The organism is Bradyrhizobium sp. BRP20 (assembly GCF_020194215.1).
GTDB classification, from domain to species: Bacteria; Pseudomonadota; Alphaproteobacteria; order Rhizobiales; family Xanthobacteraceae; genus Bradyrhizobium; species Bradyrhizobium yuanmingense.
Genome location: NZ_JADYVY010000018.1, coordinates 25,225 through 45,179, shown reverse-complemented (window position 1 = coordinate 45,179; position 19,955 = coordinate 25,225). Strand labels below are relative to the sequence as shown.

The window sequence follows — 19,955 nt, the reverse complement described above, 5'->3', positions numbered from 1 at the left end:
CGCAAACCGCAGAAAACCAGGAGCTCTCTTGAGAGCCAGCCGGGATGGTCGGGTAGTGCCGCGGCCCCGTTCGGAGAAGGCCCGGGTTTTTCATGACCCGGTCGGCGCGACTGGCGGCCGGCTCTTTCGTTGTACGCTTCCCCGTACTCTCGTGTGGAGAGTTACCCAGCAAGCCCGGCATGAGGGCATGCGTTTGCGCCAGGGAAATTTAAGGACAACCATGTGGAGCCGTGGCTTCTTCGTATACGCACCGGCGAGGGGTAAGCCGCCCGCGTGTTCGGACGATCGCGAGTGCCGTCCTGATGCCATTCGGTGCGAGGCGTCAATCCACAAATGGGTAGGCCCATCGCGGCATCCGAGCAGGTAGCTCTGGTGTGGTATGGCCGACTCAAGCTACACATCATTCTGAGCCACCTCACTACCCAATGGAAATGAAATGGTTTCAGCCCCCCGGGAATTGCCCGTCTCTTCTTACGCGCTTGAAGTGGATGGCCGACTCAGAGCTGAATTCGCAACCAAAGACGGCGCCAGGGCAGGTGGAGCAGAACTAAAGAAGCGTTTTCCCATGCTTCAAATCCGGATCTACGATGCGCAGACGAATGCGTGCGAGGAAATCTAGCGGGCGACTCAGTCCGGTCTTCGATGCCTCGCGCACGGCTCCGGCTCCTCGTTGAGGGCACTCGAAGGACCGGTGGTCAAGCCGGGGCCGCTAACACTGCCCCATTACCCTATTAACCGGTTTCGTCGCAGCAGTCGATCCCGCGTGCCACCTCGGCCTCGGAATGGTCACGCTCTTGCGGGTGCCAGTCAGTCGCGTGATGCGCGGTTCGCACGCCGGATGGCCCAGTCCCGTGAAGAATGGCGTAGAGAGCTGGTTCTCTCGCAAATGGTGTCCTTCCACTGCGTGGGGTGCGCCGAGGTCAAGCCGCTTCTCGCAAGGCGCACGCGCCGCTGAGCTCGACTCCTCGCAGAAAGAGTCGGAGGTAATCGTGCTGCCCCATTTTCTCGATGGCCGGCTGAAGGCCGCGGGAAAGCTCGCGACTGTTCAAGGTGTAAACACCGGTAAGTTTAGAGCTGATAGTCTTGCCGTTGCTCTGAGGCGTTCGGCCCTGCAGGAGCTACGGCGCGATCTTGCTCTGCGCGATCATTTACCGAGGCCTTTCGCTCCCTTCTAATCCTCCCGTTCCTTTGGCTCCATGCGAGCGAACCAGGAGCCAGGAGGAAAAGCCGCGATACGCTTGGCAAAGGAGGATTGCGGCTCCCAATCTTGTCCTTCACTCTTCTCGAAAGTGATGACCCCGTTGTATGTAAAATAGCGGGGCCCTGGGATATTACAGTTCACCACAAGCAAAACGCGCCACAGATCACCTTTCTCGGTCGGCTTGTCATTCTGCTTCGGCAAGTAGTCCACTCCAACAGGATCTACGATAGTGCAGCTGCCCTGCCGCAGAAGATCACCGAGCCGACCTTGCATGGTCGTCACAAAGTTGAAGTTGGCCGGGTCATGCAGAAAGCCAACATTTGCGTCCCTTTCGCCATCCTTGACTTCACTGGCGATCAACGAGAGCGCGAAGGCGCGCCAGCCCAATTCCATTGGCTTCGCATAGGACGACGCAAGTTCAATCGTCCCGTCGAGCGCGGCCTTCCAGGTGATAACGTACTCTTCGTCTGATTTATCATCCCGGTGCCTGGTCCAAGAAACAAAAACATATTCATTTTGGTCAAGTTCAGCGACGCCCCACATCCGAGGGACGAACTGTGCCACCTTCGAGACGTTGGAGATAACTTGTTCTATTGTCTCACCGTCTTGCGCTCGCCACGTTGACTTGACTCTTTCGACAAGGGGGCTGTCGTTAGCGCGAACAGTGTTGCTCGTCGCAGCCAGCCCGGCCAGGCAGATCAGGGATCGACTGAGCCAAAGCCATAGCGCGCGTCTTCCTGACGTTTTCTTCATAACCGTCGGCCTATCCGGTCTCATCCACACGCAATTCTAGAGCGGGCAACCTTCAACCTGTTATGCGCGAGCGCAAGAAGTTAGCGGCGACGCGACGGGGCGACCACTGGTTTTCCCGTGCGAGCAGGCGCTCCCCTCTATGTCACGCGCCGCTAACTTCACTGCCACCGACAGCCTCAATTTGCTGTGCTGGACATGCCCAGCAGGAGGACTGGGCATGCAGAGGACGTGCATTCTTCGTGCCAGATAATAGACGGCAATTCGCACCGGTTTTGCGTCCTCTTTGTCGACTTTCCGACTGGCGCATGTCTCGATGTTTCCGTTCAACCTCTCCAGCGCGGCTTATGCATCCCGTCACGCACCGGATGTTCGACGACACAGCGGAACGCCTCGGTGCCAAGTTCCTGATGAGAAGTGGCAGCACGTTTGCCGTCATTGAACCGTGTGGTTCGGTTATCGTTGCCGGAATGTGGGCTTTCGATCTCTGCCATGCCTTCGGGCACTTTCGGCCAAGGGGCCATGGCGCGTTTGGCGCTCCTTTCGAGACGTGCGGCGCTCCGGAGGTCGAGAACAGCCTCAGGCAGCGCGCTTTGTACTCGATGGCGAACGGCGCCAAGCCGATCTTCGCCGAGCATTTGGGGTGTGGCTGGCACCGCAAATCAAAGGTGCTGCCCGGGTATGTTGCTGGCTTAGCCAGGTGTCTTGGGCCTATTCAACACGGATCTGTTGGTCGAGAAGGTGGCTGGATGGCGCACGTGCTCGAACCGCTGGGAAGCCGGGACTGGCGACAAATGCGTTCTGCTCGAGGCAGCAATCCCGACCGCACAAGCCGCATTTGTCCCTTCCACCGATCTGCCATGCGCCCTGCGATGCTCATTGCGATATCGCTGATTGGAGGGCACTTCTACATCAGCTCAATGGTAGAGATGCACGGTCATTCGCGTAGCAGATGTCGCAGCATCAGCTTGAGACATAATCTGAGAGGTTGACGGAAGACTTCTCTTGCCGATAATCCAAGTCGTCGAGGTTCTCCGGTTTCCATTTGATCCGGAGCTAAGAGGGAAGCCGGTGAATATGCCGGCGCTGCCCCCGCAACTGTGAGCGGCGAGCCGCTGTCCAACGATGTCACTGAAGCCTGCGCGGCTTCGGGAAGGCCGGACAGCAGCGATGACCTGCGAGCCAGGAGACCTGCCCCGACACTATATTCGTCCACGGGCGGGGTGTCCCGGTGGTGCGCCAAGCAGCCGTCGCACCGCGCGACTTCCGCTGCCTGCGTCCGCCATGGCCTTTGCCCCCAACATGGGGTTAACGCTATGTCTCTTCTCTCCCTTCCTGTTGCCACGCTCGGAACGCCACGCATCGGTCCAAGGCGCGAGCTCAAATTCGCTCTAGAAAGCTACTGGGCCGGAAAAAGCAGCGAACAGCAGTTGCTCGAGGACGCAGCTGGCCTGCGTGCCGCGAACTGGGCCCGTCAGAAATCTATCGGCGTCACGGTCATTCCATCGAACGATTTCTCGCTGTATGACCAGGTGCTCGACACAAGTGTCATGGTTGGCGCCATCCCGGAGATCTACGCCTCGAAAGCCGAATCCGTTTCGCTCAAGACGTACTTCGCCATGGCCCGCGGTTCACAATGCGACGACCAGGATGCGAGTTGCGGTCACGGACCGCGCGGATTTGGCGCACCCGCGCAGGAGATGACCAAGTGGTTCGACACCAACTATCACTATATGGTCCCCGAGTTTCACAGGGGACAGACTTTCAGGCTATGCTCTCGCAAGCCGATCGAGGAGTATGAGGAAGCCAAGGCCCTTGGCTTTCAGACCCGCCCCGTCCTGATCGGGCCGGTCACATTCCTAAAGCTCGGCAAGAGTCCCGATCCCACGTTCCAGCCACTCTCACTACTGGATGAACTGATACCGCCCTATATCGAGGTTATGCAGGAATTGGCCAAACGTGGGGCAAATTGGGTTCAGTTCGACGAGCCCAGCCTAGTTCTTGATCTGGATGAGGGGACGCGAAAATCTTTGCGACATGCCTATGACCGGCTCGCCAAGGAGGGGCCGGCGATCAAGATCATGGTTGCCAGCTATTTCGGCGACCTCGGCGACAATCTGGACACCGCCTTGAGCCTGCCAGTTGCCGGGCTGCACCTCGATCTGGTTCGAGCGCCACAGTTGTTGCACCAGATCATCGCTGGCGGCCGAAGTGATCTCGTCATGTCGCTCGGTGTCGTCGACGGTCGGAATGTATGGCGGTCGAATTTGTCGTCGCTGCGCCAGCGGCTCGAACCCGCGATTGCGAAGCTCGGCAAGGATCGTGTACAGATCGCCCCATCCTGCTCGCTGCTTCATGTGCCGGTCGATGTTGAACTCGAGACCGGGCTCGCTTCCGACGTCAAGAGCTGGCTTGCTTTCTCGGTCCAGAAGATGCGGGAGCTTGCGATCCTAGCGCGTGCACTCGCAGGCGACCAGAATGTTGCGTTAGCTCTTGCCGAGTCGGAAGGTGCCGCGACTGTTCGCCGGACTTCGCCGAAAATCCGTGATGCCAATGTCGCTGTCCGGATGAGAGCGATCGACCAGACCATGTGTCGGCGCGCGAGCCCATTTGCCCGTCGGGCCGAGATCCAAAGCAATCGATTCGGACTACCGGCTTTTCCTACCACGACGATCGGATCATTTCCGCAGACCACAGAGATCCGGAATGCCCGTGCGGCGCATGCGCGAGGTGCGATAAGCGACGAGCAATACGACAAGTTCCTCAAGGAGGAGACTGCGCGCGCCGTACGTTGGCAGGAGGACATCGGTCTTGACGTCCTCGTGCACGGCGAGTTTGAGCGCAATGACATGGTGCAGTACTTCGGCGAGCAACTCGCCGGCTTCGTATTTACCAAGAGCGGATGGGTGCAGTCCTACGGCTCGCGCTGCGTCAGGCCACCGATCCTGTTTGGCGATGTAGCACGGCCGAAGCCTATCACCGTGGACTGGTGGCGCTACGCGCAATCACTAACAAGGAAGCCGATGAAAGCGATGTTGACCGGACCGGTGACGATCTTGAACTGGTCCTTTGTTCGTGATGATATTCCCAGAAGCGAGGTCTGCCGCCAGATTGCGCTCGCGATCCGAGACGAAGTCCGCGATCTCGAGAATGCTGGTGCGACCATGATCCAGATCGACGAAGCTGCAGTCCGCGAAGGATTGCCGTTGCGTCGATCGGAGTGGGCGGCTTATCTCGACTGGGCCGTCGATTGCTTCCGCATCTGTTCATCGGGCGTCGCCGATCAAACGCAAATTCATACGCATATGTGCTACTCGGAGTTCAACGACATCATTGGTGCGATCGCTGCAATGGACGCGGATGTCATCTCGATCGAGACATCGCGCTCGAAAATGGAACTACTCGACGCGTTCAGGAACTACGAATATCCAAATCAGATCGGGCCGGGCGTGTACGACATCCACTCTCCACGCGTTCCCGAGACAGGCGAAATGAAGGAGCTGATGGTGTTGGCTCGGACGCGGCTGCAGGATTCGCAGCTCTGGATCAATCCAGACTGCGGCCTGAAGACGCGCAAATGGGAGGAGGTTCGGCCAGCACTAGCGAACATGGTCGCTGCCGCCCGCGAACTGCGCGCTGCATTCGATCCGCGAGGCCGTTGATCCGGGCTTCGGTCTCTTTTCGACAAAGCTGATCCGCTTGTGGTCATTTGCGCGGGAGCCTTAGGAACATAAAAAATGCCCCGCCCCGCTTAGCGGGCCGGGCGAAAGTCTGGGAGGAGCGACGCTGACGCATTCGCGCGGACTTCCATCGGCGAAGCCGCCAGTTCGATCACGGCGAGGACATTCGCCGAAAATCTGAGCCGAGTTGAAGCACAAGCTCAGCGTAGCTCAATTATGCCGTGGTATGCGACCGTATAGCCTGAGAGTTAGAATCTACACCAAGGTTTGTCGCTCATGAGCACGTCGGCACGATTACGATAGCAGCGAGGGGGCATGCCGGGCGGTCGCCGCAGGACACCAACAGCAAACTCGGTGCGCTTTCCTGCCTGGAGCCTTATGTTCGATTAGGGCGACGTAAGCCCGGCTCCATGGATCTCGCAAGCTTATCCAATGCATAAGCGGTTGCTAAATTTGAACCTTGCTTAAGGCAGTCCTTGGTCGACCGGTTCCACCCGATAGTCGGGTTTCGGCTTGGGCGCTGAGGAGCACCCTATCGGCACCGCGGCATCATCAAGCTCGTGACACCCTCCGCATGGTCCGCTCATAGATCTCAAACAGAGGTTTCTGGACCTAATTACCGGAGCGTCGCCGATGCCTATGGCCGCTCCAAGGCCAATGGGAGGGCATGCTGCACGCCGCATACACGTATGTAGGATCGCGATGAAGCGGACACGCGTCAGGAACGAGCATTATTTACGATGCGGATCCCCATAGCTTGTTGAAATCCAATTGCGCCAGAACTGGTCGTGGCGATCCACGTCCAGCGCCTTGCTGTTGGTGCTGAACGTACCCGGGACTGGCAGTGCCTCGCATTTCGCGTGCAGTGAGTAGGACCGGCTGCGGCCGGATGTCTCAGAGCGTATGGGGCGGGGCTCAAGGAGTGCTTCGCCGCACCCGCGCGGCGGCAATCGTCCGTCCTCATCGGTCGGCGGACATGAGAGGCGTCCGTTTCGCGCGATATCACTGCGCAACTGACAGACCTGCGAGGTTTACATTGTGGTGCCGGAACCAGAGCTCAGCTAGGCTCGGCCATGCTGTTTGCGCCGGTGGTCGAGGAAGCGATCACATTGCGCAGAAGCCATTTTGGGGGTGCGGCAGCCTACGTGCCCGCGAGCACCCCCATTTTCTTTCGACAGAATGAGCATGAGGTCCACTTCCTGCTGTCAAACGGCCGCGATCAATACGGCCCGTCCGTCTCGGCGCTGTGTCACGGATTGCCGGCCTTGGCGGACGACAACGCGACCGAGCTCCGTTCGGCCTCAGCTTCTTGCTCCAATTGCAGAATATGCGCTCTTAGCGCATCGGAAGTCGCTGCTGCTGTCTCGCTGAACAGCGGATCTCCATCATTCGTGAGGGCGGAAGCGATTTCGGTCCAATCCTTAGCCGAGAGAGCCTTCAGAGCGGCGGGAAAGAAATCTCGTTCTTCCCACATCATGTGGTGCCGCTCGCGTACTATAAAGTCGCGTATGATATTGCCGACGTCTTGCCGAAAGAGGTCACGATCGGCGAGAATAGCGTCAATAGCTCGCGCGAAGTGGTGCAAACGGTCGACGACTTCCTGGTGTTCAAGCGCGAGATCGCCCACGATTGCAGCTGCCTCCGGATCGCGAGACTTGAGCTTGAAAAAAATCAAGTCTTCCTGTGGATGATGGTACACCTCGGGGTAAACCTCGAAATAGCTGATAATCGCGCGAATGACCTCATAATCGGGGCGGATCCCCTTCTCAAAAATCTCCAATTCGCGTTGAAGAGCGACCAGAAGAAGATCAATGTTGCGATGCTCTCGAAGCAGAAGATCGATTATCATTGCGGTGTTCCTGGAGGCACAATCTAGGCTGGAAGCGATTCTGCCATTTGCAAGACTGCCCAAGCCGAATTCGGTGTCCTTCGCGGGGCTGCGATTTGTCCGCGCCATTCGACGCAAAAAGTAGCGCGCTTCAATTTGAGCTGGCGTAAATCAACTTAGCTGAAGTGTTGCACAAAGCTCCTGGGCAGTCCGTCGTTACGCAGCACGACCGCACAGCGCACGAAACCACCTGATAGAGGTATTGGGCTGCCTCGTCCTCGCGGTAGATCTCGCTATTGGGAGTGAGACGCTTCGGTCTCGGAATTATGCCAAATGGTCCACGACGATGAGGTCGCCCACGCAAGACGCTGGTCGGATGGCGTCTCATCTCGCTAGAACTGGCGGCCTGGGCGTGCATGGCGGACCTATCTTACCAACGTCGATTCGACGCAGATTGGCTGCTCCTGACGAATTGGGAAATTTGGATGTTTTCCCTAGGTAGAAGCCCCTAAGTATTTACACGTAAGTCCATGAGCGGGGCGTCTTGTATGGGGCGGCGCGGTCACTTGGTTGCTCAAACATGCTCAAATCGGATTAGGAAGCTGCATGCTGGCTTCGTCGGCCGCGCACTGCCGTACCCCTGAAGAGCTCCAGCCAGCCGAAACGTTATCGTCCATCGCCACTTTCGGCTCGCCGCAGGAAGTCTTGTTCGGCGCCTTGACTTTGATCCTCGTCAGCATCGGTCGGCCGCGGAGGTGACGGGGCCGATGTTGACGGCATCCTGATCGATGTACGCTGGCGTGGTGACGTGCTTGATGATCATGCGATAAGTACGCATGTGGACCGAGTTGGGGTCTAGCCCGGATCATAGGTCTCGGCTCGCGTGACATATTGACCTGGCGCAACGGCCGGCCTGGGTGTGTTGCATCGGCAGGCGTCACCGAAAACATGATCGGCTCGGTGCGCGCGAAACCCGCCGTTCGTCAGCTTGATGCATGAATAAGCCATTCACGCTATTTTGCGCTGCTGCTAGAGTCCCGCGGTAATGGCGATCCGCATCAACTCGGACATGCTGCGGACATTAGTCTTGGCCATCAGGTTCGCACGGTAAAGCTCGACTGTCCGCGGACTGATGCCGAGATCATGGGCTATCACTTTGTTAATCTTGCCGGCTAATAGTCCCTGCAGGACGTCGCGTTCGCGCGACGAGAGATCCGCGAGGCGGGCTTCCGCCTGCAGTTTCGCTGCGTCGGCTGGCTTTGTTGGCCGCGCTTCCAAAGCACTTCGCACGCAATAGCACCTCCTCCTCGAACGGCTTCTCGATGAAGTCGACCGCACCCGCTTTCATCGCTTCGACTGCGAGCGATACGTCGCCTTGACCAGTTATTAAGAGGACGGGGCAGTCGGCGCGATCGGCTTTCACTTTTCTGACGAGTTCGAGACCGCTCATAGCCGGCAGACAGATGTCTGACACAATGCAGTCAACCGGACCGCTTGCGACGTCATTGAGAAACGCGGTCGCCGTCTCATAGGTTGCTACGTAGAAACCATTAACATCAAGCAGAAACGCGAGCGAGTCCCGCATAGCGGCGTCATCGTCGATCACGAGAATGCGCCGCCCAGTCATGTGTCTTCACTAAGCTCCGCAATCGCGCGGTGAACTGAAAGATCCTGTCGCCGCCCGGATTCCTCGTGGCTCGATGATCGTCCAGCAGATCGATAGCCCCACACCCATGCCATGCGTGTTAGACGTGACAATGGGCTGGAACCGGCCGTCGCTGATGCAGAGCAGGGTAGCGAAGCTCCCCCAGTCCGCGGCCGCGGCGAAAGCGGGAAAAACGACCGGAAGGTAGATGATCGTGCCCGTGCGGTCCTGAAGATGCGGACTAACGCCCGTCGCAGCACGAGAGCCAACGCGGCGTCTGCCGCGCCAGGCCAATAGCCGTACCTGATGTGGTCCGACATGTTTCTGGCAGGCCCTCTCATTGATCAACTCTACATTGTTTACCACGAGAGGCCACCCCGAGGCAGTCCCGGCCTCAACTCACGCCAATCTATTGCGCAGGATGGTCGCCGCTATCCGGGCCAGATGCGCCAGTGCGTCGGCTGCACGGCGACGCGTTCTCCGGTCTTTGCCTTAATCCAGCCGTCGAAGATCCGGCGGCAAGGAAAGACCACCCGGTGAATGGTGTTACCCTCGATCACGGCAATCTCCAGATCCCGATCAAAGGGCGGCGCAGTTTCGAGCCGCTCCCAGGTCAGGTCGCCACTAGATCCTGGACGGAGTTCATCGCTGCGGGCTGACAAATTCAGGCAACCTTCTGAACACTACGGACGAGATCGCTTGGCGTGCCGCGCGAACAGGCTCAACTCGGTATAACCTAGGCGGCGCGTGCTCTCGATGGGGTCGGCCGCGGCCGGGATTTTATCGGCCGTGGCGCCGTTGAACCTATCGTGCCGGGACATGATCCGCTCGCTAACCGAAATATTAGGATTGGCGCTGCGAAACAACTCCCGGGCTTCGGTCGAATCGATCTGGATCAGCTCAAGCCCGCGGCGGTTGGTATTCATCGTTGTCCTGCAGAAGTTAAACTGGACTGCGCTGCCACGATCTGGCCGGCGCCGCGACAAATGTCGCCGTAGTCTGTCATGTCGAAACATCCTCCGTTGGTGAAAATCTCCGTCCCACGGCGTCAGCGCGGGGCGTTGGGTTGTGATGACGTCAGCCGCGCCCTTGCGAGCGGAGCGGCATCCCCAATCGAGAACGGGAAGACGCCGGAATTTTCTTGACACCATTCGGATGGGCCTAGTTGCGCTCGGCGCCGATCATCGCGCCCGTCCGCAGGTCGATGAAGTGGACGCCATCGCACGCGGCGCAGGTTATTGTGAGCAGGTCATCGGCACGCGGCACGGGTGCGCCCGGCAGCAGTCCTTGAACTCGGTCGCCGGTATCTGGACATGAAAAGATGATGGGGCGCCAAGTCTTTCTGTCTGCCATGTGTGTGACCTTGGACTGGAAGCTCACGTCTATCAGTAGGCAGTCGCCGCAGAATTGATACAGGTCAAAACGAGCTGATGCGCGTCCAAAACGGCCAAGCTCGAGCGGCTGCTGCGAGCCCGACAGGCCCGCGTTGGCAGGCGACATGTCTCAACTCGGGCGATCCGCCAGGGTCCCGCGTTGGTCTGCAACACGCCAGCGTGTAGCCGGGTTGATTTGAGGCGCATCCCTCGCGATGGGCCACGACAGCATCTGTCCTCAATGCTGCGATAGCCAGCAAGCAGATAGTCAATTGATCGCTCGCTTCGCATTGTCGGCAGCCTTGCTGGCGCTGATCCCAGATAATCTTTGGCGCTGAAGTCCGGAATCTTGGCCTTATCAAACGTTGGCTGCGACAAGCCTGACCATCGGCTTTGCTGTCGGGGCGGCAGGGCGGACCGTCAGAAGGTGGGGCGGTTCGCCTCATTGGCCCACGATCACGTGCGCGTAGTCTCGCCGTCGATAGCCCTGGCCGCCGGCACGCCTCAGAAAGGCCTCTGCCCGGTCATTCGCGCAATGACCTGGTGTTTGCGGCAATGCCTCGTGAGACCACCAAATATCGCGTGTAAGGTTCGCGGCGTCTCGAGCCTCCATATTGCTAGCGGTTGAGTATGGGATCGATAGAGATCAATAGCCGGCATCTCGGGCGTGACGGCGCATGCTGCTCTCGATCCTCTCTTCGAGACATTCCCCAATTCATCGGCACCCCAATTTGTTGGTCGAGGGCTTGAGCAGACCAGAAGACGCTGTCCCTCGGTTCAAACAGAGTGCGATCTGCAAAGCTAGACAGATAGAGATAGCGCGGCTTGCGGGACAACAGGAGCGCGCGGGCCGCGCTGCCAAAGTCTCGACTTTATCTCGACGGAGCAGCGGACAACCAAACCTCTTGGGGTGCTGCTTGAGGCAGATCAAATATTCTTGAGGCGCCAATGGCAGGATGGTGGATAAGCAAACCCACAAGAAGAGGGGGCCATGCCTTCATTTAACGTTCGGTTCATTAAGACCGTTTGTGACGATACCGGTCACGAACATCGTGCCTGTCAGGCAGCGTTTAAGATCGATGCCGCCTCGCTAAGTGCTGCTGCACAGCAGGCGGAGACCGATTTCTGCAAGCAAAAGAGTGTCCGCGATTGGACAGTCTTCGCCGATGTGATCGAGCTTCGAACCCCGCCTGCATTGCCGCCGGCATAGGCTGGTTAGCTTGACTTTGGCGAGAAGTCTGCGAATTGAGTTGTGGGGTCAATCTGTAATCTAAGCGTGATCCCGGACAGGGTCGTGTCGACGGTCGATTCGAGAGAACAACTGGTGATGCTTTCGTCAATTCGGCGGGCACCCTGTTGTCTCACCACACCTAAGCGGACCTCGCTGGACGGTTTGCCGCCTGCCGTTCAATGGGGTCTGCAGCGCTCCGCCAAGCATCGTACCGGCAGGGCCATCCGGATCGAAGGACCTGCTCCCACAAGTCGGTCTTGTTTGATCCAATGTCAAAAACAAGTCTGCCTCCGGCAGCTATGGCTGTTTCGAAGGGTTAGGCTTGGTTGTCCAATCTGCACACATACCCTTGACGGTTTAGACATCTCCTCAGCCGGTTACGCGCGGGCCTGTCCCAGACATCCGAACCGGCTTAGTTGAGCTCGCAGGACCTCGATGCGATCGCACGTGACCTTAGTCTGTTCGTATCCGCCTTTCGAACCATGGCGCAAAGACCGGGCTCTCCTGAACTCTTGAGCAAGCGCCTCGCACTTGGCGGTGTTTCCGAGAATGCGCTTGCTGCCGCAATCCAGACTGCGATCCCCAACGCGTGTGTGGCCTGTGTCAGACCAAAGTCCGCTGCGCCGCCGACCTCGAGAGCCAACACCATGCAAGTCCGCTCAAAGACTGCCCGAACGAACAGACCCGGCGCGATTGGTCGTGAGATATCCTCCGGCTGCTCTTTCGCGATTCATCGCGCTCAATCAGTTCCTCACCGAAGATCTTGACTCCTGAGCATGCCCTCATTCAAAGAAGGCCGATACAGGACAAGCCCATCGCCGCCTCGAAATCCACGACATAGTGAAGCAGCCCTTATGTCTATATTCGCTGTTTCTGCCTACGTTTTCTTCTTTGCCGCAGCGATGGGACACGATCCGGCGTTTACGTTCTGCGTATTGCTGGCTTTCGTCGCCAGCCTGGCCGCCGCCGCCGTCGTCGTCCTCAATCGCCGCTATGAACCGCCGGCGCGACTACCCCCGGAGGAGATCAAAGTTCGGCCGAACTACAACTCGGTCCGATCAAATTCGCCTCAGCGACGGCGAGGTGGCCGCTGGATAAGGGAAATCAGTCTCAAAGGGCAAGGCGTGTTGCATCCAGACGCTCAACACAAAAGAGTGCGCTCCACCTGCTCGGGCGTATATTCGTGACAAGGGCGGCAATATTCTTAAAAACGCGGATGGTCATTATCGTGTCGATCTGACGAGGCCCCGATAAGTGGATCTGTTAGCGACAATAAGGCGTGAGAAGCTCCTGTGTTCTCGGCGATGCGGAGCACCTGAAGGAGAAGCGGGATTGCGCCATGCACCCTCAAGTGCGGCAACATCCGGAGAAAACTCGCGTAGAGTTCTTAATCGCGACTGTTGCTTCGATATCACCAAATGTATGAACCCGCGATCTACGCTCGTGTCTGACGAGGGACGACATGTTTGATGTTTATTTGAACGGAAGGCGCGATCTTTTGGTCGTTCCGCGAGGCTTTGCGATCCCCGCGGGGTTGGACGGCAATTGGAAGCGAAAGAAGCGGGCGGTGCGTTTAGTGAGCGATGCCATTCGCCAAGATGTCCAACGGCGCGGTTACCACCGACGTAGTTTGACCTCAAATCGGTCGGAGACGGCAGTTGAGACCTCGTCACAAACGTAGCCAAGGCGGCTATCTCCGCTGACCCTTTCTTCGAAACACTATGGGCAGAAAGCATGACCGAACTTATACGCTGGCGCGAGTTCCGATGAGTGCCTCTTTTTTACGGTCGTCGCTCCGAAAAAAATGTGTTACAGGCGCTCCTCTCAGAAGGAGCATTCATCGTGAATAAAGCAACCAAGAAACGCGTTAAGCGGCGCGAGTGGACGAAGGCAGATATCAAAGAGCTCAAAGTCCATTCGAAGGCTCGGACCCCGGTCATAAAAATAGCAAAAATGACCAAACGCAGCGAAGGTGCGCTACGCCAGAAGGCCTTAAATCTCGGAATCGGACTCGGACATCAGCGGTAATTGTGAGCAACGCTGGCTAGTGGCCGGTAGGGCGGCTCGCGGGCCGCCCTCTTTGGCCATACAGACTTTGTCGCACATTAGCGTTACCGACCCGCGCTGAGAGAATTTTTCAGGCACGTAGTGGATGCCTTCAATGTCGCGGAACGTGCTCCAGCGCTTTGATCAAGTTTCTTGGAAGGCGGTTTCGACAGCCGCTTGCGATGTATGATCGCGAGTGAAGAGATAGGCTTAGCCATAGCCCTGTCTCGAAGATAAAACCCCAAGACACTCGGCCCCGGAACGCATGCGATGGTGCCACTACGCCCAGTCCTTGGCGCGTTAGTTCGAGAAGCTGACCAGTCTGAGAGGAACTCCTGTAGGGGCCGAATCTAGCATCCGTTCGGCCAGCAGCTTCTTCAGCTTCGGCGAGGCAGTCTTGGCCGCGCTGGGCCGAACACATCGGCTGATCGCTTTAGCGAAATGGAAACAACTCGCGAATGGGGCATCCTCGAAGCTCGTGCCAGACTAAAGTTTGGGCGTAAGCGAACCTCTCCGAGCCTATTGGCTAGCTCGAGCTCCGAGGCAATATGGCGCGCTCAACAGCAATTGAAAAAGCGCTCTGTTAGCTTGATAGATGGCGGCGGGGCGGTTAGGTCCTGAACCCGTCATCACCTGAGCGCCCTAGGCGTTGTGAACGGACCACAACCATCTTCGACCGCGCTGCTTCAAGACATATTCGAAGGATGGGAGACTCATGTTAGCGAGCTCCATTTCTGAAGGTCGTGCGTTTGATCTTCTGAACGCCAGAGCGGGCCCTTTCCAGGCGAAGCCTCACTGTAGCAGCCTTGGCAATGAACTCGCTTGATCGGTCAACGCCGCTTTCATCAAAAGCGAGCTCAACCAGGGCTGCCTGTCGTGGCTCCAAAGTCGGAGATGCTTGCGCGTTTTGGCCGTCAGCGACATCTGCCCGATCCGGGCATCGTCTGCGGAGGACTTATGCCGCAGCAAACCGTTTTTCTCTAGCAGCTTTGAGTGGGTTGTCACGAAGGAGGGGTCGACGAGCATCAATCGTGACACCAGGTTGACCGGTACACGCATTTCTTTGCCCAAATAGTTCACAGCCATCAGGATCGTCCACCGTGGCCGAGTGATGCCCAGCACATTTAATTTGGCAAGTTCTTCGACGCACGAATCGATCTGATCTCCCACATAAATGACCGGACAATCTCGTCTCCGTCAGTAGAGATGCGGCCAAGCGCGCTTGCTGGATCAGGTAGATCCGGAGGCATCTTAAGTCAGGTTCCATCGTTTACAAGTCTCCTTGCGCCCGATTAAGGGAGGGGCAACGCTCCAAGAGCAGGAAAATCAATTACTTGGTATAACTCGGAAGGATGGGCTGGCGAACAACAGGCTGGCCGGACTATGGAGTGTCTTGGCGGACCAAGGGCAGCATTCACGCTTGCGTCGGCAGGGATGCGCGCTGACAAGATTGCTGCACCTTGCCACGTGAGATGTCCGCGACATGGTCTGCTTCTTTGCCGAGCTCGCCGAGCCGTCCGCTCTTTTGCCGAACTTCTTTGGTGTATGCCGAGCATCAGCGAGGTTGCATGTCGCATTTACGTCTTCCTCAGCAACAGGGAGCTGTGATTATACGTAATAACCTTCCCATGTGCCTTGGCGGTCTTCGGCAAACGTCTGTATAGTTCGTTCCAACCTTCCCATATCCGCAATCAATCTTCGTGTAGTTGAGCTGGCTCGTGACTTCGTTTCAACTGTCGAGTAATCGAGGACGCGATTGCGGTGTCTTTCTGTATCCAGCCGATCGATCGAACTGAACGGTTCTCAAGTCATGAGTGGCAGACAAAATTCTGGTCGTTTTAGCGCTTTGCGGCTGGCTTTCTGTCGATCAATCGAGCGAGCGCCGACAGGGTTCGCTTTTCAAGGACGAGGCGTCTGAACGATGAGCGGATGTTTTGGCCGTTCGCCTGCGGTGTGCTTTCTCCTCGGTCTTCCACGATCCGGGACGACACTCCTGGCGCATTTGCTGCAGCACCATCCAGACATTGTGGCTCCGCCTGAACCCTGGTTGATGCTGGCGGTTGAAGCATTTGGCAGGGTGGATCAGCGCCATCCGGCGGGTGGCTCGCTGATTGAGGCCGCGACCTCTGAATTCTTGGGTCGGATAGATAGCACGATCCCTAGCCGCGCTTTTGCCGATGCAGCCTATGATCAGTATCTGGCACAAGCGGGCAAGCGCATCATCCTAGACAAGACACCACGCTATTGGACGGCGCTTGAGTTTCTTGAATCTGTCTATCCAGAGGCGCCACACATCCTTCTGATGCGCAATCCCTATGCCATCGCGGCTTCACTGAAATCGACGTGGGGGGTCCCACTGCGGGCAGAAAGCTCGCATCCGGTCAGCGTCTCCAGTCTCGTCGATCTCATGCTCCGTCTGCCCGACGGCATCATAACGTCACTCGCCGATTTGGTTCTGGGCCTTCCCAAGCTCGCCGCCCACCGCACTCGCCCGCGCACACAGTTCGTGCAATACGAACTGTTCGTGGCGCATCCGGACGAGGAAATCCGGCGTCTGTTGAGGGGCCTCGGCTGTGATCCAGCGGCCGTCGCATCGGCGGGGATGAGACAAGCAGATTATCTTCGATCGAGTAGCTTCGGAGACCGAAAAATCTTGGAACGAAACGCCGTCGACCAAAGCTCTGTCAAGGCATGGCAATCTCAATTGAGCGTCGAAGAGATGCAAACCGTGACCGATCTGGTCGGCGCCGAGCTTCTGCTAGAACTCGGATATGAGCAGGAACTGGTACATGCACAGCAAGCCGGAGTCCTGGATAGGGGAGGGGAGGTAACTGAACTTTATCGTCAGGTATTCCGAACCTGGTGGGATTTGCGAAGCTCCAAGGCGGGAGCATTATCCGGCCCACCTCACGCTGGAGAGCCGGTCCACACGATGGCTGCCCAGTTGCAACAGACGCTGTTGGCGTCAGAAGCTGATCGAGCTGCGGGGCTGGATGGCATTCGCAACAGCGAAGCGGCTATCGAGATGCTGCGAGGCGAAGTCGCGCGGCTTGAGCGGATCCTCAATATCCGCTAACGGATCTGAATGCTTGCGAATAAAACACGCTGGCTGATTTAGCCATTATCCTTAACCCGCACGAGCTGATCTCCCGATCAGGTGTGACCCAGGCGCCGACCGCACCAGCGGCGGAATGCGATATGCTCCCGCGTCTGCAAGTCTCCTCTCCAGTGGGGCTTGAGCTCATCGACGAGCCATGCGTCTTGGCCAGCCGTTTCCGCCGCGGATATTCCCACTCTAGGCTGGAGCCATAGAACGGCGAAGAACAGAGATCCTGCATCGAAAAGAAGGCACATGCTACCGAAACATCTGCGCCGCCTCGAAGCTGAATCGATTGAAATCATGCGTGATGTGGTCGCCGAGTTCAAAAGGCCGGTCATGCTTTACTCGATCGGAAAAGACTCAAGCGTAATGCTGCACATTGCAATCAAGGCGTTCTATCCGGCAAAATTGCCGTTTCCCCTGCTTCACGTTGACACGACCTGGAAGTTCCGCGAGATGATCAGCTTCCGGGACGCGACAGCCAGGCGGCTCGGCCTCGACCTGATCGTCCATGTCAACAAGGAGGGCCTCGCGCGCGGGATCAATCCGATCGATTCCGGCTCCGCGCTCCATACCCAGGTGATGAAGACCGACGCGCTGAAGCAGGCGCTCGACCTCCACGGATTTGATGCTGCCTTTGGCGGAGCGCGGCGCGATGAGGAAAAGAGTCGCGCAAAAGAACGGATACTCTCCTTCCGTTCGGCCGGACACGTATGGGACCCCCGTAATCAGCGGCCGGAGCTCTGGAACTTGTTCAACACACGGATCCGCCAGGGCGAAACCATGCGCGTGTTTGCGATGTCAAACTGGACCGAGCTCGAGGTGTGGGAATACATCATGCTCGACAAGATTCCGGTGGTTCCGCTCTACTTCGCAAACCAAAGACCGATAGTGCGTCGAAATGGTGCGATGATCATGGTCGATGACCAGCGATTGCCGCTTAACGGCGACGAGACGCCGGAAATGCGCATGATCCGCTTTCGCACGCTTGGATGTTATCCTTTGAGCGGAGCTATTGAATCCGATGCGACGACGATCGAAGATATCGTCGCGGAAATGCAGACTACGACTGTGTCGGAGCGCCAGGGACGCCTAATTGATGCCGACGAAGCCGCTTCAATGGAGAAGAAGAAGCGGGAAGGCTACTTTTGATGTTTACGAATCCGGCAACAGAACTGGTCCCGGCCAGGACGAAGGATCAGCTGCGATTCATCACATGTGGCTCGGTGGACGACGGCAAATCGACGCTGATCGGCCGATTGCTGCACGACAGCAAGATGATCTACCACGATCAGCTCACGGCGCTGGAACGCGACAGCATCAAGCATGGTAGCACCGGCAATGACATCGACTTCGCGCTGCTCGTGGACGGGCTGGAGGCCGAACGGGAGCAGGGCATCACAATCGATGTCGCCTACCGCTTCTTCACGACGCCGCGGCGCTCCTTCATGGTGGCCGACACTCCCGGCCACGAGCAGTATACCCGCAATATGGCTACCGGCGCCTCGCATGCCCAGCTCGCCATCATCCTGATCGATGCCCGCAAAGGCGTGATGGTTCAGACCCGCCGCCACTCCTTTATCTGCTCGCTGCTCGGTATTCGCCATGTCGTGCTGGCAGTGAACAAGATCGATCTTGTGGCATATAACAAGGAGTGCTTCGATCGGATCGCCCGTGACTATCTGGCCTTTGCCGCCGGTCTCAGCTTCACCTCGATTGTTCCGATCCCGATCTCGGCCCGCTACGGCGACAACGTCGTGGACCGCTCCGCTCATGCCAACTGGTATCATGGTCCCTGCCTGCTCGAGCATTTGGAGAGCATTGACATCCAGTCCGGCACCGCAAGCCAGGCTTTCCGCTTTCCGGTCCAATGGGTAAACCGGCCAAACCCGGATTTTCGGGGCTATGCCGGGTCGGTGGCTTCCGGGAGGATCTCGACAGGAGACGAGATCGTTGTCGCTGCGTCGGGGCGGACCACGCGCGTCAAGCGGATCGTGACCCACGATGGTGACCTCGTCGCCGCCGAAGCCGGGGATGCGGTTACCATTACACTGGAAGACGAAATCGATATCAGTCGTGGCGACATTCTGTCGCGACCGGACGACCGACCGAAGGTGGCCGACCAGCTTGCTGCTTATGTGATCTGGATGGACAAGGAGCCGCTCGCTCCCGGACGCAATTACGTCCTGCGGATTGGACCGCAGACGATTTCTGGCAGCATTACCACAATTAGGCATCGAATCGACGTCAACACTTGTGAGCATCTGGCCGCCGGGACGCTTTCCCTCAACGAGATCGCCTTCTGCGATGTTGTGACCGCAACGCCCGCCGTATTCGATCCTTACGACCTCAATCGAAAGACCGGATCATTTATCGTCATCGATCGTTACACGAATCGTACGGTCGGGGCCGGCATGATTGCCTTTCCGCTACGGCGGGCCACCAATATTGCTAGGCAAGCGCTATCCGTGGACAGGAGGGAGCGCGCCGCGCTCAAGAATCAGAAGCCTTGCGTCATCTGGTTCACTGGCTTGTCTGGCGCGGGAAAGTCGACGATTGCCAACCTTGTTGATCAAAAGCTGTTTGCGATGTCGCGGCATACCATGCTGCTGGATGGCGACAACCTCCGGCACGGATTGAACGCGGACCTCGGTTTCTCGGAGACGGATCGCGTGGCGAACATCCGGCGTGTCGGCGAAGTTGCCAAGTTGATGGCGGACAGCGGCTTGATCGTGATCTGCTCGTTCATCTCGCCCACTAGGGCCGAACGGGACAGGGTGCGCAGCCTGGTTGGCAAGGATGAGTTCATAGAAGTCTTTGTCGATACGCCGCTCGAGGAATGCGCGCGGCGAGACCCAAAAGGTCTGTATTCAAAGGTGAGATCCGGCAAGATCAAGAACTTCACCGCGATCGATTCGTGCTACGAAGCACCAACGACACCGGAGGTTCATCTCAGGACCATGGAGCAGACCCTAGAGCATTCAGCGGAAGCGGTAGTGGATGTCTTGATGGCGCGGTCAATTCTTGATGGTTAGAGGTCCCTCGCGTCGCACCATCGATTCGCACGATATCCCGCAAGCCCGGCCAAGGCGAACCAGCTC

Annotated in this window: 13 protein-coding genes, 1 pseudogene and 1 riboswitch; of the genes and pseudogenes, 7 read left to right on the top strand and 7 right to left on the bottom strand. The window is 57.8% G+C overall.

The genetic code is table 11. The features are described from left to right. Nucleotides 1-1,171: 1,171 nt before the first annotated feature. On the bottom strand, nucleotides 1,172-1,954 hold the full coding sequence (locus I6F33_RS31025) for a nodulate formation efficiency C protein (protein WP_225145066.1): 783 nt from the start codon (nucleotides 1,952-1,954) through the stop codon (nucleotides 1,172-1,174). Nucleotides 1,955-2,961: 1,007 nt separating this feature from the next. Beyond that, nucleotides 2,962-3,165, top strand: a riboswitch (cobalamin riboswitch). Between the two features lie 102 nt (nucleotides 3,166-3,267). Here I6F33_RS31025 and metE point away from each other — a divergent pair. After that, nucleotides 3,268-5,613, top strand: a complete 2,346-nt coding sequence (gene metE, locus I6F33_RS31020) for a 5-methyltetrahydropteroyltriglutamate--homocysteine S-methyltransferase (RefSeq protein WP_225145065.1) — start codon at nucleotides 3,268-3,270, stop codon at nucleotides 5,611-5,613. Between the two features lie 1,267 nt (nucleotides 5,614-6,880). On the opposite strand, the gene I6F33_RS31015 is transcribed toward metE, so the two are convergent. The 5 genes and pseudogenes from I6F33_RS31015 to I6F33_RS31000 form a co-directional block, all read right to left on the bottom strand. Next, the gene (locus I6F33_RS31015; protein WP_225130916.1) at nucleotides 6,881-7,480 is read right to left on the bottom strand and encodes a hemerythrin domain-containing protein; all 600 of its coding nucleotides are present in this window, start codon (nucleotides 7,478-7,480) and stop codon (nucleotides 6,881-6,883) included. 1,008 nt (nucleotides 7,481-8,488) lie between these two features. Beyond that, nucleotides 8,489-9,086 (bottom strand): annotated as a pseudogene (locus I6F33_RS31010) (response regulator). A gap of 449 nt (nucleotides 9,087-9,535) precedes the next feature. Beyond that, nucleotides 9,536-9,664: a hypothetical protein gene (locus tag I6F33_RS38405; RefSeq protein ID WP_275945328.1), complete on the bottom strand. Its 129-nt coding sequence runs from the start codon at nucleotides 9,662-9,664 to the stop codon at nucleotides 9,536-9,538. Between the two features lie 123 nt (nucleotides 9,665-9,787). Beyond that, complete coding sequence (locus tag I6F33_RS31005; protein WP_225145064.1) at nucleotides 9,788-10,030, bottom strand: hypothetical protein; 243 nt, start codon at nucleotides 10,028-10,030, stop codon at nucleotides 9,788-9,790. Nucleotides 10,031-10,265: 235 nt separating this feature from the next. Beyond that, nucleotides 10,266-10,604, bottom strand: coding sequence for a hypothetical protein (locus I6F33_RS31000; protein WP_225145063.1), 339 nt, complete (start codon nucleotides 10,602-10,604; stop codon nucleotides 10,266-10,268). Between the two features lie 864 nt (nucleotides 10,605-11,468). On the opposite strand from I6F33_RS31000, the gene I6F33_RS30995 reads away from it, so the two are divergent. The 3 genes from I6F33_RS30995 to I6F33_RS30985 all read left to right on the top strand — a co-directional run bounded on the left by I6F33_RS30995 (nucleotide 11,469) and on the right by I6F33_RS30985 (nucleotide 13,736). Next, complete coding sequence (locus I6F33_RS30995; RefSeq protein ID WP_225130907.1) at nucleotides 11,469-11,687, top strand: hypothetical protein; 219 nt, start codon at nucleotides 11,469-11,471, stop codon at nucleotides 11,685-11,687. An 875-nt stretch (nucleotides 11,688-12,562) separates the two neighbouring features. Then, nucleotides 12,563-12,895: a hypothetical protein gene (locus tag I6F33_RS30990; protein WP_225145062.1), complete on the top strand. Its 333-nt coding sequence runs from the start codon at nucleotides 12,563-12,565 to the stop codon at nucleotides 12,893-12,895. A 655-nt stretch (nucleotides 12,896-13,550) separates the two neighbouring features. Beyond that, nucleotides 13,551-13,736: a hypothetical protein gene (locus I6F33_RS30985; protein ID WP_225145061.1), complete on the top strand. Its 186-nt coding sequence runs from the start codon at nucleotides 13,551-13,553 to the stop codon at nucleotides 13,734-13,736. An 810-nt stretch (nucleotides 13,737-14,546) separates the two neighbouring features. On the opposite strand, the gene I6F33_RS30980 is transcribed toward I6F33_RS30985, so the two are convergent. After that, nucleotides 14,547-14,876: a MarR family transcriptional regulator gene (locus tag I6F33_RS30980; protein ID WP_345944124.1), complete on the bottom strand. Its 330-nt coding sequence runs from the start codon at nucleotides 14,874-14,876 to the stop codon at nucleotides 14,547-14,549. A gap of 799 nt (nucleotides 14,877-15,675) precedes the next feature. Between I6F33_RS30980 and I6F33_RS30975 the strand changes: the two genes are divergently transcribed. The 3 genes from I6F33_RS30975 to cysN all read left to right on the top strand — a co-directional run bounded on the left by I6F33_RS30975 (nucleotide 15,676) and on the right by cysN (nucleotide 19,889). Then, entirely contained in the window at nucleotides 15,676-16,830 is a 1,155-nt protein-coding gene (locus tag I6F33_RS30975; protein ID WP_225145060.1) for a sulfotransferase, read from the top strand. A 210-nt stretch (nucleotides 16,831-17,040) separates the two neighbouring features. Next, complete coding sequence (cysD, locus tag I6F33_RS30970; RefSeq protein WP_225145107.1) at nucleotides 17,041-18,006, top strand: sulfate adenylyltransferase subunit CysD; 966 nt, start codon at nucleotides 17,041-17,043, stop codon at nucleotides 18,004-18,006. After that, the gene (gene cysN / locus I6F33_RS30965) at nucleotides 18,006-19,889 is read left to right on the top strand and encodes a sulfate adenylyltransferase subunit CysN (protein ID WP_225145059.1); all 1,884 of its coding nucleotides are present in this window, start codon (nucleotides 18,006-18,008) and stop codon (nucleotides 19,887-19,889) included. The genes cysD and cysN overlap by 1 nt, the downstream gene beginning before the upstream one ends. Nucleotides 19,890-19,955 lie beyond the last annotated feature (66 nt).

What these genes read in the sequence shown, in the direction of transcription:
- metE (WP_225145065.1), top strand. Translation starts at nt 3,268, where the DNA reads ATGTCTCTTCTCTCCCTTCCTGTTGCCACGCTCGGAACGCCACGCATC.
- I6F33_RS31005 (WP_225145064.1), bottom strand. Translation starts at nt 10,030, where the DNA reads ATGAATACCAACCGCCGCGGGCTTGAGCTGATCCAGATCGATTCGACC.
- cysN (WP_225145059.1), top strand. Translation starts at nt 18,006, where the DNA reads ATGTTTACGAATCCGGCAACAGAACTGGTCCCGGCCAGGACGAAGGAT.
- I6F33_RS30990 (WP_225145062.1), top strand. Translation starts at nt 12,563, where the DNA reads ATGTCTATATTCGCTGTTTCTGCCTACGTTTTCTTCTTTGCCGCAGCG.
- I6F33_RS30995 (WP_225130907.1), top strand. Translation starts at nt 11,469, where the DNA reads ATGCCTTCATTTAACGTTCGGTTCATTAAGACCGTTTGTGACGATACC.
- I6F33_RS31015 (WP_225130916.1), bottom strand. Translation starts at nt 7,480, where the DNA reads ATGATAATCGATCTTCTGCTTCGAGAGCATCGCAACATTGATCTTCTT.
- I6F33_RS31025 (WP_225145066.1), bottom strand. Translation starts at nt 1,954, where the DNA reads ATGAAGAAAACGTCAGGAAGACGCGCGCTATGGCTTTGGCTCAGTCGA.
- I6F33_RS30975 (WP_225145060.1), top strand. Translation starts at nt 15,676, where the DNA reads ATGAGCGGATGTTTTGGCCGTTCGCCTGCGGTGTGCTTTCTCCTCGGT.
- I6F33_RS31000 (WP_225145063.1), bottom strand. Translation starts at nt 10,604, where the DNA reads ATGTCGCCTGCCAACGCGGGCCTGTCGGGCTCGCAGCAGCCGCTCGAG.